The 14,114-nt window shown below is 67.5% G+C and carries 9 protein-coding genes; 2 read left to right on the forward strand and 7 right to left on the reverse strand.

Annotated features, from left to right (window positions below):
- Positions 1-3 precede the first annotated feature (3 nt).
- On the reverse strand, positions 4-2,046 hold the full coding sequence (locus A8M77_RS07915; protein WP_086921008.1) for a TonB-dependent siderophore receptor: 2,043 nt from the start codon (positions 2,044-2,046) through the stop codon (positions 4-6).
- 206 nt (positions 2,047-2,252) lie between these two features.
- Between A8M77_RS07915 and A8M77_RS07920 the strand changes: the two genes are divergently transcribed.
- Positions 2,253-3,842 carry a phospholipase D family protein gene (locus A8M77_RS07920; protein WP_086921047.1) on the forward strand — a complete coding sequence of 530 codons (1,590 nt, stop codon included), beginning with the start codon at positions 2,253-2,255 and terminating at the stop codon, positions 3,840-3,842.
- 21 nt (positions 3,843-3,863) lie between these two features.
- On the opposite strand, the gene A8M77_RS07925 is transcribed toward A8M77_RS07920, so the two are convergent.
- The 3 genes from A8M77_RS07925 to metE form a co-directional block, all read right to left on the reverse strand.
- Positions 3,864-4,841 (reverse strand): Bug family tripartite tricarboxylate transporter substrate binding protein, encoded by a 978-nt coding sequence (locus A8M77_RS07925; RefSeq protein WP_086921009.1) that lies wholly within the window; start codon positions 4,839-4,841, stop codon positions 3,864-3,866.
- A gap of 16 nt (positions 4,842-4,857) precedes the next feature.
- Positions 4,858-5,463, reverse strand: coding sequence for a nuclear transport factor 2 family protein (locus A8M77_RS07930; protein WP_086921010.1), 606 nt, complete (start codon positions 5,461-5,463; stop codon positions 4,858-4,860).
- An 89-nt stretch (positions 5,464-5,552) separates the two neighbouring features.
- Positions 5,553-7,844: a 5-methyltetrahydropteroyltriglutamate--homocysteine S-methyltransferase gene (gene metE / locus A8M77_RS07935; protein ID WP_086921011.1), complete on the reverse strand. Its 2,292-nt coding sequence runs from the start codon at positions 7,842-7,844 to the stop codon at positions 5,553-5,555.
- Positions 7,845-7,943: 99 nt separating this feature from the next.
- On the opposite strand from metE, the gene A8M77_RS07940 reads away from it, so the two are divergent.
- A complete protein-coding gene (locus tag A8M77_RS07940; protein WP_086921012.1) occupies positions 7,944-8,837 on the forward strand; it encodes a LysR family transcriptional regulator in 894 nt (297 codons plus the stop codon).
- An 18-nt stretch (positions 8,838-8,855) separates the two neighbouring features.
- Here A8M77_RS07940 and prpF read toward each other — a convergent pair whose 3' ends face one another.
- From prpF to prpC, 3 genes are read right to left on the reverse strand one after another with little or no spacing between them, the layout of a single operon-like run.
- Complete coding sequence (gene prpF / locus A8M77_RS07945; protein ID WP_086921013.1) at positions 8,856-10,049, reverse strand: 2-methylaconitate cis-trans isomerase PrpF; 1,194 nt, start codon at positions 10,047-10,049, stop codon at positions 8,856-8,858.
- 33 nt (positions 10,050-10,082) lie between these two features.
- The gene (gene acnD / locus A8M77_RS07950) at positions 10,083-12,713 is read right to left on the reverse strand and encodes a Fe/S-dependent 2-methylisocitrate dehydratase AcnD (protein ID WP_086921014.1); all 2,631 of its coding nucleotides are present in this window, start codon (positions 12,711-12,713) and stop codon (positions 10,083-10,085) included.
- A gap of 50 nt (positions 12,714-12,763) precedes the next feature.
- Positions 12,764-13,930, reverse strand: coding sequence for a bifunctional 2-methylcitrate synthase/citrate synthase (gene prpC, locus A8M77_RS07955; protein ID WP_086921015.1), 1,167 nt, complete (start codon positions 13,928-13,930; stop codon positions 12,764-12,766).
- Positions 13,931-14,114: the final 184 nt, after the last annotated feature.

The raw sequence follows: 14,114 nt of genomic DNA on the forward strand, positions 1-14,114 counted from the left end.
AGGCTAGAAGCGGTAGGTGGCGCTGGCCACGATGTTGCGTCGCGTGCCCCACCAGCAGTCGCCGCGTGCCAGACAGGTGCTGAAGTACTCCTTGTCCGTCGCGTTGTTGATGTTGAGCGCGTAGCGCCAGTTGGCGGTCTCGTAGGCGAGCACCAGGTCCAGCAGCGTCACGCTCGGGATGCGCGGGCCGTAGCCGCCGAACGACGTGTCGCGAAATGAGCCCATGTGCCGCACGCCGGCGCCGGCCGAGAAACCGGGCACCCCGCCGATCGAGAAGCGGTACTTCGCCCACACGGCCGCCTGGTGGCGCGGCAGGCCTTCGATCTGCGGGTCGAGGTCGGTGTAGTTGTAGTGCGCCGTGACGTCCAGGTTCGGCGTGATCGAGCCCTTGGCCTCGAGCTCGAGGCCGCGGGTCTTGGTCTGGCCGAGCTGCTGGTAGACGCCCGGGATCGGCTGCGAGATCTGGTTCTTCTCGCGCAGGTCGTAGGCGGCGGCGCCAAACGCCAGGCCGCGGCCGGCCGGCTCGTACTTGACGCCGACCTCCCACTGCTCGCCCTGCAGCGGCTTGAACACCTGGCCCCGCTGCGGCGACTGGGGCGTGAACGATTCGGCATAGCTGATGTACGGCGACCAGCCGGACGGGAAGGCGTAGAGCACGCCGAAGCGCTTGCTGGTCGCGCTGTTGCGGGCATCCTCGCCCCCCTCGGCGCCCGAGACCACTCGGTCATGGCGCAGTCCGGCGATGAAGTTCCAGTTGCCCAGCTTGACCTGGTCCTGCAGGTAGACGCCCGTTGCGCGCTGCTTGGTGCGCGGGAAGGCCTCGCGCACCAGCTCGGGCCGGAAGCCGTAGAGCGGCGTATAGGCGTCGATCTCGCTGTATGCGCTGGCGCCCCAGACGTTCTCGCGCTGGTGCGAGTAGTCGGCGCCGACCAGCAGCGTGTGCTTGAGCGCGCCGGTGTCGAAATGGCTCTCGAGGTGGTTGTCCAGCGTGTCGATGCGGTTGCGCGTGAGATAGCTGTCGAGGATGCGACCCAGGCGGCGCTTGAAGATCGGGTCCGCCCCCCAGCCGCCGGTGATGGAGAAGAAGTCGCCGTAGTGGTAGCTGTTGTCGTTCTCGTTGCGCGCGTGGCGGAAGTTCTGGCGGAAGGTGAAGTTCTCGTTGAACTTGTGCTCGAACAGCCAGCCGAAGGTCTTGCGCTCGCTGTCGTAGTAGTCGCCGGGCTCGCCGATGAAACGGTTCATCGGCAGGCGCCCGTTGGGGTTGGGCAGGATCGTGCCTTCCCAGGGGAAGAACTGGGAGCTCGAGCCACTCTTGTCCTTCTGATAGAGGCCCTGCAGCGTGAGCGAGGTGGCCGCATTCGGACGCCAGGTCAGCGAGGGCGCGATCAGACGGCGGTCATCCGGCACAAAGTCGACCTGGGTGTCGGCCTCGCGCGCCAACGCGATCAGGCGGTAGGACCACTGGCCGTCGGCCGTCAACGGACCGGTCAGGTCGGCCTGGAGCTGGCGGCGGTTCCAGCTGCCCTGCTGCACGCCCACCTCGCGCTGTGCCTCCTGCAGCGGCCGCTTGCTCACCATATTGACGATGCCGGCGACGGTGCCCGATCCGAACAGCATGCCCGCCGGACCGCGCAGCACCTCGAGGCGCTCCAGGGTGTAGGGCTCGGTGCGCGTGGTGCTGGTGTAGTAGCCGTAGTTCTGACGCAGGCCATCGAGGTAGACGTCCGGGTAGGCGCCGCGCACGCGAACGGAGTCCGTCCGCGCATCGAGGCCGTAGGCATCCGAGCGCACGCCGGCCGCATAGTTGAGCGCGTCCTGCAGGTTGGTGGCGCCCTGGTCGACGATCTGGTCCCGCGTGACCACCGTTACCGCCTGCGGCGTCTCCGCGAGCGGCGTGTCGGTCTTGGTGGCGGTGGCGGCGTTCTTCGCCCGGTAGCCGATCACAGGGCTGGTCGCGGTCTCGTGCTCCGCGTTCGCGTCCACGCGCACCTCGGGCAGCGAGCCGCCCGTTTGCGCAAACACCTGCGATGACGCCGAAATGGCCATGCAGCCCGCCAGAAAAGAGACGGCCTTGTGCCGCCCGGTAAAGCTCGATTTCAAACTCCGCCCTCAGAATGGTGTTGAGATTGATTCGCATTTTATTATCCAATCATTCTGTTCTGAAACTATTACCCTTCATGCGTGGTGTTTCCCGTGCCGCACCGGCACGGCTACGATGCGCATCGCCCGCGATGCCATTGCGCAACGACGCCATGAAACACCTTCTTGCCCGTCTTCTGCTGCCGCTGCTGCACTGCGCCGCACTTGCGCTTGCCGGCCTGGCGGCCGGCTGCGCCAGCTTGCCGCCGCCCGAGGCGCAGGCGCCGGAGGCCGCGATCCCGGGCTCGACGGCCACCGAGCTCGGCCGTGTGACGGCCCCGTTCTATGCCGACCCAGGCGGGCTGTCCGCCGTGCGGCCTTTTCCGCAGGCCGCCTTCGCGCTGGACGCGCGGCTGGAACTGATCCGCCGCGCCCAGGCCTCGATCGACGTGCAGACCTACCAGCTGGGCAACGACAAGACCGGCCGCCTCCTCCTGCGCGAACTGCGCGACGCTGCCCGCCGCGGCGTGCGCGTGCGGCTTCTGCTGGACGACTTCTACACCGTGGGCCTCGACCCGCTGCTGCTGGCGCTGGCCGCAGAGCCGGGGGCGCAGGTGCGCCTGTTCAATCCCTTCGCCAACGGGCGTGAGCACACGGCCACGCGCTGGCTGGACTTCTTCACCGACTTCCGGCGGCTCAACCACAGGATGCACAACAAGCTCTTCATCGCCGACGGCGCCATTGCGATCGCGGGCGGGCGCAACCTGGCGGACGAGTATTTCCTGCGCAGCGAGCTGGCGAACTTCATCGACTTCGAGCTGCTGATGGCCGGCCCGGTGGTTCCGGAGTCCGCGCGCATCTTCGACAGCTACTGGAACAGCGACGTGGTGTACCCCGTCCAGCGCGTGGTGCATGGGGCGAAGCCAACGGTGGAGCTGGCCGCGGCCTTCGAGGCCGCCACCTCCGAGCGCGAGGCACCCCGCCCCGAGCCGCCGCCCGCCACCGACGTGTTCGGCGAGCCGCGTCTTGCCGACCAACTCGCGCGCGGCGAGCTGCGCTGGATGCGCGCCGACGCCCACGCGCTGGCGGACAGCCCCAACAAGGCCCTGGGGACCCGGCCGCCCGGCATGCGGACCCTGGCCCAGCAGTTCCATGCGACGCTGGGCAGCACGGCGCAGTCGCAGGTGCTCGTGATATCGCCCTACTTCATCCCCGGCGACGAGGGCATGGCGCGCATCCGCGCCGCCCGAGCGCGGGGCATCCGGATCACGGTGGTCACCAACTCGCTGGCCGACAGCGACGAACCGCTGGTCAACGTCAACTACAACCGCTACCGCGTCGCGATGCTGGAGGAGGGCGTGGAGCTGCGGGAAGTCAGCACCCGCCAGCTCAAGCGCAGCGCGCAGCTGCGCCAGTTGCTGCGCCAGGCGCGCGGCCGGCTGCATGCCAAGCTGGCCCTGCTGGACAGCGAATGGGTGCTGCTGGGCTCGATGAACCTCGACCCGCGCTCCGAGCGCCTCAACACCGAGTTCGGCGTGAAGGTGCACAGCTTCGAGCTCGCGCACGCATTGCGCTTCGCTTACTCGCTGGATTCGCTCGAAGGCGTCTACCGCGTCGAGCTGCAGCCCGACGGCCGGAACGTCCGATGGGTCGGCACCGGCGACGAGAGCAACGAGGTGCTCGACGACGAGCCCGATTCCAGCATCCTCACGCGGTTGCAGCTGCTGCTGTTCTCCTGGTTCGTGCCGACCGACCAGCTTTGAGGGCGCCGACCACGCGGCCCCTCACTCCGGCCGGATGTCCAGCTCCCGCACCGTCCGGCTCCAGCGCTCCACGTCCTTGCGCACCAGCGCGCGCGTGTCGGCGGCCGATAGCGCCAGCGGCGTGCCGCCCGCCTGCCGGAAGGTCGCGGTGACTTCCGGCATGGCGATCACCTCGGCCAGCGTGATGCGCAGGCGATCGAGGACGGCCGGCGGCGTCTTCGACGGCGCGAACACGCCGAACCAGGATTCCAGTGCCAGTTGCGCCGCGCCGGACTCTGCGATGGTGGGCACCTCGGGCTGGGCGGCGTTCCGCGCCGGCCCCGACACCGCGAGCGCCCGGACCGTGCCTGCACTCACTTGAGTCCGCGCGGTCGACGACAGGTCGAAGAACAGGTCGACGCGCCCGCCGACCAGGTCCTGGTAGGCCGCCTGCGCGCCGCGGTACGGCACGTGGGTCAGCTCCACGCCGGCTGCTTGCCACAGCGCCGCGGCGATCACATGCTGGCCCGAGCCGTTGCCGGCCGATGCGTAGTTGAGCTTCCTCGGGTTGGCCTTGGCGTACGCGATCACGTCCTTCAGCGTGGCCTGCGGCAGGTCCTTGCGGGCCATCAGCGTGTAGCTGTAGGCCACGGCCAGGCCCACCGGCTCGAAGTCGCGCAGGCTGTCGTAAGGCAGGTTGCGGTACATGCCCATGTTGAGCGCGAGGTTCGATACCGAGCCCAGCAGCAGCGTGTAGCCGTCGGCCGGTGCCTTGGCGACGAAGTCGGTGCCGATCACCGTGCCCGAGCCCGGCTTGTTCTCGACCACCACCGGCTGGCCCAGGCGCTTGCCGAGCCGGTCTGCCAGCGTGCGCGCGACGAAGTCGAAGCCGCCGCCGGCCGGCTGTGGCACGACGAGGCGCAGCGGCCGGTCGGGAAAGCCGCCCTGCGCCAGGACGACCGATGCGCCGAGGCCCAGCGCGGCACCGAGCGCCGCGCGGCGTGTGAAGCCATGGTCCATGGATGCGCCTTTCGCCTCAGCGCTCGAGCGCCCCGCCGGCCAGCCAGGCGGCACCGCGTCGGTACAGCGCCTGCACCGCCTCGCCCTTGAGCATGGGCATGTCCAGCTTGACCTGGTAGCCGATGCGCGTCTGGATGTAGGCCAGGTGGCGGTAGCCCTCGGGAAAGCGGGCCAGGGCGTCCGGATCGAGCTGGACCGTGGCCGCCGGGTCGATCGGGTCGATGCGGTCCTTTTCGTAGATCGGCTGGCGATGCAGCAGCTTCCATTCGCCCTCGTGCCGAACCACGAAGTCGTAGAAGCGACCGGTGCAGACCACGTCGCACGGCACGCCCTCGACCAGGCCGCGCTGCGAGATGGTCATCTTGGTCTGGGCGATGGCACGGTCCCCCTGCACCTCGATGGCCGAGCCGCCGAGGAAATGCAGGATGCTTACGCCCTTGGCCCAACCCTCCTGCGTCACGCGGATGAACTCTGCGAAGGGCCCCTGGAACCAGGTCGCCATCATCACGCCGTCGGGGTGCCACACGGTGGCGAAGCGCTCCCAATCGCCGGCGTCGCGCCAGACGGCCCAGCGCTCCAGCAGCCGGCGGATCAACAGTTCGTCGTTCAGTGTCTCGTCCATCTTCGTCTCCAGGTGACAACCGGGTGGTCCGGTATCCGCGGCGCAGTGTGCGCAGCCCCGCCGCGCGGAGCAAGAAGGACTGGAGGAAATCAGTTTTCCGCGCGCAGGGCCTTGGCCGCGGACACCATGTTGGTCAGCGCCGGGATCACCTCAGGCCACTGCCGCGTCTTCAGGCCGCAATCCGGGTTGACCCACAGCCTCTCCGCCGGGATGCGCTCCGCGGCCTTCCTCATGAGCTGCTCGATGTGCTGCTGGGTCGGAATGTTCGGCGAGTGGATGTCGTAGACGCCCGGGCCGATCTCGTTCGGGTACTTGAAGTCGTCGAAGGCATCCAGCAGCTCCATGTCGGAGCGCGAGGTCTCGATGGTGATCACGTCGGCATCCATCTCGGCGATCGACGCGATGATGTCGTTGAATTCCGAATAGCACATGTGGGTGTGGATCTGGGTCTCGTCGCGTACGCCGTTGGCCGTGATGCGGAACGATTCGACCGCCCAGTCCAGGTAATCCTTCCATTGCGACTTGCGCAGCGGCAGGCCTTCACGCAGGGCAGCCTCGTCGATCTGGATCACCCGCACGCCGGCCTTCTCCAGGTCCAGGACCTCCTCGCGGATGGCCAACGCCAACTGCTTGCACGATTCCGAGCGCGGCTGGTCGTCGCGCACGAAAGACCAGTTCAGGATGGTCACCGGGCCCGTGAGCATGCCCTTCATCGGCTTGGCCGTGAGGGACTGCGCGTACGCGATCCATTCGACCGTCATCGCCCGGGGGCGGCTGATGTCGCCGAAGAGAATCGGCGGCTTCACGCAGCGCGAGCCATAGGACTGCACCCAGCCGAACTGGCTGAAGGCATAGCCCTCGAATTGCTCGCCGAAGTACTCCACCATGTCGTTGCGCTCGGCTTCGCCATGCACCAGCACGTCCAGACCCAGCGCTTCCTGCTCGTGAACGCTGCGTGCAATCTCCACCTGCATCGCAGCCTTGTAGCCCGAGAAGTCCATGCGTCCGGCCTTGAATTCGCTGCGCGCATGGCGGATTTCGGTGGTTTGCGGGAACGAGCCGATGGTGGTGGTCGGGAACCGCGGCAGCTTCAGGAAAGCCGCCTGCTTCGGCGCACGCTTGGCGTAGGCGCTTTCGCGCTGGCCCAGCGAACTGGCGATCTTCGACACGGCCGCCTGGACCGCCGGGTTGTTCACCCGAGGAGACGCGCGGCGTGCGGCGAGGGCTGCCTGGTTGGCGGCCAGCGGCTCCTGGACGGCGGCGCGGCCTTCACGCAATGCCCGGCCGAGGATCCTGAGCTCATCGAGTTTCTGCAACGCGAAGGCGAGCCACGACTTGACCTCGGCGTCGAGCTTTTCTTCGCTTGCGAGGTCCACCGGCACGTGCAGCAGCGAGCACGAGGGCGCGATCCACAGGCGCTCGCCCAGGCGCTCGGCGAGCGGCTCCAGCCAATCCAACACGGCGGTCAGGTCGGTCCTCCAGATGTTGCGCCCATTGATCACGCCCAGCGACAACACCTTGTGCGCCGGCAGCATGCTCAGGAGCGGCAGCACGTCGTCGCGCCCGTTGACCGCATCCACGTGCAGCCCGGCCACCGGGAGGTTGGCGGCGAGATACTTGTTGTCCAGGAGCGGGCCGAAGTAGGTGGCCAGCAGAAGCTTCGCGCCGCAGCTCTTGAGCTGGTGGTAGGCGGTATTGAAGGCGTGCTGCCAGTCGGCGTCCAGTTCGGTGACCAGCAGCGGTTCGTCGACCTGGACCCACTCCACGCCTTGCGCGGCCAGCGCCTCGAGCAGCTGCGCGTACACCGGCAGCAGGCGCGGCAGCAGCGCAAGCTTGTCGGAGTCGTCCTTGGCCTTGCCCAGTGCCAGGTAGGTCACGGGGCCCACGATGACGGGCTTGGCCTTGACACCCAGCGCCCTGGCCTCGGCCAGTTGCTCCAGAAGGCGCGAAGCGTCCAGCCTGAACTCGGTCGCGGCCATGAATTCAGGGACGATGTAGTGGTAGTTGGTGTCGAACCACTTGGTCATCTCGCCGGCGGCCACGCCGCCGCAGCAGGCACCGTGGTCCTCCGCCGCCAGGGCCGAGCGGCCCCGCGCCACGCGGAAGGAGTTGTCCAGCGCATCCCCATGGAAGCCACGCACCCGCTCGGGCAGATTGCCCAGGGTGAAGCTCATGTCGAGCATCTGGTCGTAGAAGGCGAAGTCGCCGACCGGGACCCGGTCGAGGCCTTGCTGATCATTCCAGTGGCGCTGGCGAAGCCGAGCGCCGAGGGCCTGGAGATCGTCGCGGGAGCTCGCCCCCTTCCAGTAAGACTCCAGCGCGAACTTCAGCTCGCGCCTGGCGCCGATGCGGGGAAATCCAAGGTTGTGAATAGTGGTCATGTGCAGTTGTTGAACGGTCAGGCCAACCGATCCTAAGAACTGCAGATCATGAAGTAAAATGGTCTTAATTCACGCATCCATGAACTGCATTCATACATCATGCTGGAGCGCACGCACCTCTCCATCGTCCAGGAAGTGGAAAAGCAGGGGTCGCTGACCGCCGCAGCCGGTGTGCTGCATCTGACGCAGTCGGCCCTGAGCCACAGCATGAAGAAACTGGAGCAGCAGCTGGGCACCGACATCTGGCTGCGCGAAGGCCGCAGCCTGCGCCTGACGCAGGCCGGCCAGTACCTCCTGGCCGTGGCCAACCGTGTGCTGCCGCAACTGGACCTGGCCGAAGAGCGCCTGCGCCAGTTCGCACAGGGCGAGCGCGGCACCTTGCGCATCGGCATGGAATGCCATCCCTGCTACCAGTGGCTGCTGAAGGTGGTGTCGCCCTACCTGGCGGCATGGCCCGACGTCGACGTGGACGTGAAGCAGAAGTTCCAGTTTGGCGGCATCGGTGCCCTGTTCGGCTACGAGATCGACCTGCTCGTCACGCCCGACCCGCTCTACAAGCCCGGGCTGCGCTTCGAGCCGGTGTTCGACTACGAGCAGGTGCTGGTGGTCGCGCGGGACCACCCGCTCGCCAGGGCGGCCTACGTCAAGCCGCAGCAGCTGACGCAGGAGGTCCTCGTCACCTATCCCGTCGAAACCGACCGCCTGGACATCTACAACCAGTTCCTGATGCCGGCCGGCATCAGCCCGAAGCGGCACAAGACCATCGAAACCACGGACATCATGTTGCAGATGGTGGCCAGCGGGCGCGGCGTCGCGGCGCTGCCACGCTGGCTGGTGGAAGAGTACGCCGACAAGGTCGACGTCGTGCCCGTGCGCCTGGGCGCGCGGGGCATTGCCAAGCAGATCTTCCTGGGTGCGCGCGAGTCGGACACGGACATCGACTACCTCAGGGCATTCGTCGAGATCGCACGTGGCCCCGCACCCGCGCGGTAGCCGCCGCGGCGCAGTCGCTCACTCGAGCGAGGCGCTGCCTGGAACCCGCACGAAGCCTTCCATCAGCACGCGCGCGCTGCGGCTCATCAGGGCCCTGGTGACGATCCAGGCGCCGTCCTGCTGCCGCGCCTCGGCGCCGACCCTCAAGATCCCGGATGGATGGCCGAAGCGCACGGCCTGGCGTTCGCCGCCACCCGCCGCCAGGTTGACCAGCGTGCCCGGGATCGCAGCAGCCGTGCCGATGGCGACCGCGGCCGTGCCCATCATGGCGTGGTGCAGCTGGCCCATCGACAGCGCGCGCACGAGCAGATCCACGTCGCCGGCGCGCACTTCCTTGCCGCTGGAGGCGATGTAGTCCGCGGGCGGCGCAACGAAGGCGATCTTCGGCGTGTGCTGGCGCGTCGCGGCTTCGTCGATGCTGCGGATCAAGCCCATCCTGACCGCGCCCCAGGCGCGCAGGGTCTCGAAACGGGCCAGCGCGGCCTTGTCGCCGTTGATGGCGCCCTGCAGCTCGGTGCCGGTGTAGCCAATGTCCTTCGCGTTCAGGAAGACCGTGGGAATGCCGGCATTGATCAGCGTGGCCTTGAAGGCGCCGATGCCCGGCACCTCCAGGTCATCGACAAGCTTGCCGGTGGGGAACATGGAACCACCGTCCTCGCCCTCGTCCGCCGGGTCCATGAATTCCAGCTGCACCTCCGCGGCCGGGAAGGTCACGCCGTCCAGCTCGAAGTCGCCGGTTTCCTGCACCTGGCCATCGGTGATCGGCACGTGAGCGACGATGGTCTTGCCGATGTTGGCCTGCCAGATGCGCACGGTGCAGCGCCCGTTGCGTGGAATGCGCTCGGCCGGCAGCAGCCCGTTGGCAATTGCGAACGGCCCGACGGCCGCGGACAGGTTGCCGCAGTTGCCGGACCAGTCCACAAAGGCCTTGTCGATGGCGACCTGCCCGAAGAGGTAGTCCACGTCGTGGCCCGGCCGCGCGCTCGTCGAGACGATCACGGTCTTGCTGGTGCTGGAGGTGGCGCCGCCCATGCCGTCGATCTGCTTGCCGTAGGGGTCCGGGCTGCCGATCACGCGCTGCAGCAAGGCATCGCGCGCGGGACCGGGCTGCCGCGCTGCCGCCGGAAGATCCTGCAGACGGAAGAACACGCCCTTGCTGGTGCCGCCACGCATGTAGGTGGCGGGAATCCTGATCTGGGGTAGGAAGGTCATGGTGAGTCGCTCCATCGCTTCAGGCCTTTCGCTTCAGGCAGGCTGGGCGGCCGATGCAAGAAAGTCCTGCGCGAAACGCTGCAGCACGCCGCCGGCCTCGTACACCGACACCTCCTCGGCCGTGTCCAGGCGGCAGAGCACCGGCACGTGCACGGTATCACCATGGCGGCGATGGATCACCAGCGTCAGCTCGGCGCGCGGCGTGCGCTCGCCCACCACGTCGTAGGTCTCGGTGCCGTCGAGCCGCAGCGTCAGACGGTCGGTGCCTGGCTTGAACTCCAAGGGGAGCACGCCCATGCCGATCAGGTTGGTGCGGTGGATACGTTCGAAGCCCTCGGCCACCACGGTTTCCACGCCCGCCAGCCGCACCCCCTTGGCCGCCCAGTCGCGGCTGGAGCCCTGGCCGTAGTCGGCGCCCGCGATCACGATCAGCGGCTGGCGGCGATGGAGGTAGGTTTCGATCGCCTCCCACATGCGCACCACCTCGCCCTCCGGCTCGATGCGTGCCAGCGAACCGGGCCTCACGCTGCCATTGGCGTCGCGCACCATCTCGTTCTTCAGCGTCGGATTGGCGAAGGTCGCGCGCATCGCAGTCAGGTGGTCGCCGCGGTGTGTGGCGTAGGAGTTGAAGTCCTCTTCCGGCAAGCCCATCCTGTGCAGATACTCGCCCGCGGCCGAGTCCATCAGGATGGCATTGGACGGCGACAGGTGGTCGGTCGTGATGTTGTCCGGCAGCAGCGCCAGTGGCCGCATGCCGGTCAGCGTGCGCGGATTGGCTGCCAGCGCGCCGACGCCTTCGGTGTCCCAGTACGGAGGGCGGCGGATGTAGGTCGACTGCGGCCGCCAGTCGTATTGCGGGCTCACCTGGCTGCCGTCGTCCACGCGGATCGCGAACATGGGCTCGTAGACGCGGCGGAACTGCTCGGGCTTGACGCTGTCGGCGACGATGGCGTCGATCTCCTCGTCGCTGGGCCAGATGTCCTGGAGCCGGACCTCCCTGCCCTGCCCGTCGATACCCAGGACGTCCCGCTCGATGTCGAAGCGGATCGTGCCCGCGATCGCATACGCCACCACCAGCGGCGGCGAAGCCAGGAAGGCCTGCCTGGCGTAGGGATGGATGCGGCCGTCGAAATTCCGGTTGCCGGACAGCACGGCGGTGGCGTAGAGGTCCCGGTCGATGATCTCCTGCTGGATCTTCGGGTCGAGCGCGCCGCTCATGCCATTGCAGGTGGTGCAGGCGAAGGCGACGATGCCGAAGCCGAGCTGCTCCAGTTCACCGAGCAGACCGGCTTCCTTCAGATACAGCGCCACCGCCTTCGAGCCCGGCGCCAGCGAGGACTTGACCCAGGACTTTCGCGCCAGGCCCCGCGCATTGGCATTGCGCGCCAGCAGCGCCGCAGCGATCACGTTGCGCGGGTTGCTGGTGTTGGTGCAACTGGTGATGGCGGCGATGATGACCGCACCGTCCGGCATCAGGCCCAGCGCCTCTTGCGCCCGGGCCTTGGCCATGCCGGTGGCGATGCCGCGCTCGTGCAGCGCCGAGGTCGGCAGCCGGCGGTGCGGGTTCGACGGGCCCGCCAGGCTGCGCTCCACGGCGGAGAGATCGAAGCTCAGCACGCGCTCGTACTGCGCGTCCTTCATGTCGCTGCCCCAGAAGCCAGCCGTCCTTGCGTAGGTCTCGACGAGTTCGACCTGCTCGTCGCTGCGTCCGGTGAGCTTGAGGTAGTCGATGGTCTGCGCGTCGATGTAGAACAGCGCAGCGGTGGCGCCGTACTCGGGGCACATGTTGGAGATGGTCGCGCGGTCGCCGATCGACAGGCTCTCTGCGCCCTCGCCATAGAACTCGACATAGGCGCCGACCACCTTCTCCTTGCGCAGGAACTCGGTCAGCGCGAGCACGATGTCGGTGGCGGTGATGCCCGGCTGGCGCCGCCCCGTCAGCTCGACGCCGACGATGTCCGGCAGCCGCATCCACGATGCGCGGCCGAGCATCACGTTCTCCGCCTCCAGGCCTCCCACGCCCACCGCGATCACGCCCAGTGCATCGACGTGTGGCGTATGGCTGTCGGTGCCGACACAGGTGTCCGGGAAGGCCACACCATCACGCACGAACACCACGGGCGACATCTTCTCCAGGTTGATCTGGTGCATGATCCCGTTGCCCGCCGGGATCACATCGACGTTGTCGAATGCCTTCTTCGTCCACTCGATGAAGTGGAAGCGGTCCTCGTTGCGGCGATCCTCGATCGCGCGGTTCTTGCGGAAGGCGTCAGGGTCATGGCCGCCGCACTCGACGGCCAGCGAGTGATCGACGATCAACTGCACCGGCACCACCGGGTTCACCGCCGCAGGATCGCCGCCCTGCGCCGCGATCGCATCGCGCAGCCCTGCGAGGTCCACGAGTGCGGTCTGCCCGAGGATGTCATGGCAGACCACCCGCACCGGGAACCACGGGAAATCGAGGTCACGGCGCCGCTGGATCAGTTGCGCGAGGTAGTTCTTCAGGTGCTCCGGCGCGGCACAACGCACCAGGTTCTCGGCATGCACGCGGGCGGTGTAGGGCAGCGTCGTCCAGGCGCCGGGGCGCAGCGCATCCACGGCCTCGCGGGCATCGAACCAGTCCAGCGCAGTGCCGGCCAGCTTCTTGCGATGTTGAATGTTCATGTGGGGCAAAACGAAAAGCCGGCGCCTGGCCGGCGGCACGCGGAGCCGGTTCAGCTGCGCTCGTCGATGGGCACGAACTTCAGGTCTTCGGGGCCCGTGTAGTTTGCGCTCGGGCGGATGATCTTGTTGTCGATGCGCTGCTCGATCACGTGCGCGGCCCAGCCGCTGGTGCGGGAGATGACGAACAGGGGCGTGAACATGGCCGTCGGCACGCCCATCATGTGATAGCTCACCGCGCTGAACCAGTCGAGATTGGGAAACATCTTCTTGACTTCCCACATCACCGACTCCAGCCGTTCGGCGATGTCGAACATCTTGGGCGAGCCCGCATCGTCCGACAGGCGCCTGGCGACGCCCTTGATGATCACGTTGCGAGGATCGCTCACGGTGTAGACCGGATGGCCGAAGCCGATGACCACCTCCTTGGCCTCCATCCGGCGCCGGATGTCGGCCTCCGCCTCGCCGGGGCTGTCGTAGCGCTTCTGGATCTCGAAGGCCACCTCGTTGGCGCCGCCGTGCTTCGGCCCACGCAGCGCGCCGATGGCGCCGGCGATGGACGAGTACATGTCGCTGCCGGTGCCCGCGATCACGCGGGCCGTGAAGGTGGAGGCGTTGAACTCATGCTCGGCGTACAGGTTGAGCGAGGTGTGCATCGCGCTGACCCAGGCCTGTGACGGCTTGCGCCCATGCAGCAGGCGCAGGAAATGGCCGCCGATGGAGTCGTCGTCGGTCTCCACGTCGATGCGCCTGCCCTGCGTGCTCCAGTGATACCAGTAGAGCAGCATCGATCCGAGCGAGGCCATCAGGCGGTCGGCGATGTCGCGCGCCCCCGGAAGGTTGTGGTCCTCCTTCTCGGGGAGATGGCAACCCAGTGCGGACACGCCAGTACGCATCACGTCCATCGGGTGCGCGCTGGCCGGCAGGCTTTCGAGCGCTTCCTTCACGCTGGCGGGCAGTCCGCGCATGGCCTTGAGGCGATTCTTGTAGGCGCGCAGTTCGGAACGGGTGGGCAGCTTGCCATGCACCAGGAGATGTGCGATCTCCTCGAATTCGCAGACCTCGGCGATGTCCAGGATGTCGTAGCCACGGTAGTGCAGGTCGTTGCCCGTGCGGCCGACGGTGCACAGCGCGGTGTTGCCTGCGGCGACGCCCGAGAGGGCGACGGACTTCTTGGGCTTGAAGGTCGCCGGCGCGGCGGCTTCGGTCGTGGTGGTCATGCGTTTTCCTTGTTCAGGCGGGAGCGGTCAATGGAAGCGGGCCGACCGTGGCCGACCGGCACGGAAGCGCCACGGTTCCCATGGTGTTGTCATGCTTCGCAATTTACGCAAAATGCAGGTTTGCGCCTATGACTGAAATGGCGAATTCCTGCGAATGACTTCCATCGAATCTGCGAATACTGCG

The organism is Variovorax sp. JS1663, from assembly GCF_002157355.1.
In the GTDB taxonomy this organism is placed as follows: domain Bacteria; phylum Pseudomonadota; class Gammaproteobacteria; order Burkholderiales; family Burkholderiaceae_C; genus Variovorax.

What these genes read in the sequence shown, in the direction of transcription:
- A8M77_RS07920 (WP_086921047.1), top strand. Translation starts at nt 2,253, where the DNA reads ATGAAACACCTTCTTGCCCGTCTTCTGCTGCCGCTGCTGCACTGCGCC.
- acnD (WP_086921014.1), bottom strand. Translation starts at nt 12,713, where the DNA reads ATGAACATTCAACATCGCAAGAAGCTGGCCGGCACTGCGCTGGACTGG.
- A8M77_RS07925 (WP_086921009.1), bottom strand. Translation starts at nt 4,841, where the DNA reads ATGGACCATGGCTTCACACGCCGCGCGGCGCTCGGTGCCGCGCTGGGC.
- prpC (WP_086921015.1), bottom strand. Translation starts at nt 13,930, where the DNA reads ATGACCACCACGACCGAAGCCGCCGCGCCGGCGACCTTCAAGCCCAAG.
- prpF (WP_086921013.1), bottom strand. Translation starts at nt 10,049, where the DNA reads ATGACCTTCCTACCCCAGATCAGGATTCCCGCCACCTACATGCGTGGC.
- A8M77_RS07940 (WP_086921012.1), top strand. Translation starts at nt 7,944, where the DNA reads ATGCTGGAGCGCACGCACCTCTCCATCGTCCAGGAAGTGGAAAAGCAG.
- A8M77_RS07930 (WP_086921010.1), bottom strand. Translation starts at nt 5,463, where the DNA reads ATGGACGAGACACTGAACGACGAACTGTTGATCCGCCGGCTGCTGGAG.
- A8M77_RS07915 (WP_086921008.1), bottom strand. Translation starts at nt 2,046, where the DNA reads ATGGCCATTTCGGCGTCATCGCAGGTGTTTGCGCAAACGGGCGGCTCG.
- metE (WP_086921011.1), bottom strand. Translation starts at nt 7,844, where the DNA reads ATGACCACTATTCACAACCTTGGATTTCCCCGCATCGGCGCCAGGCGC.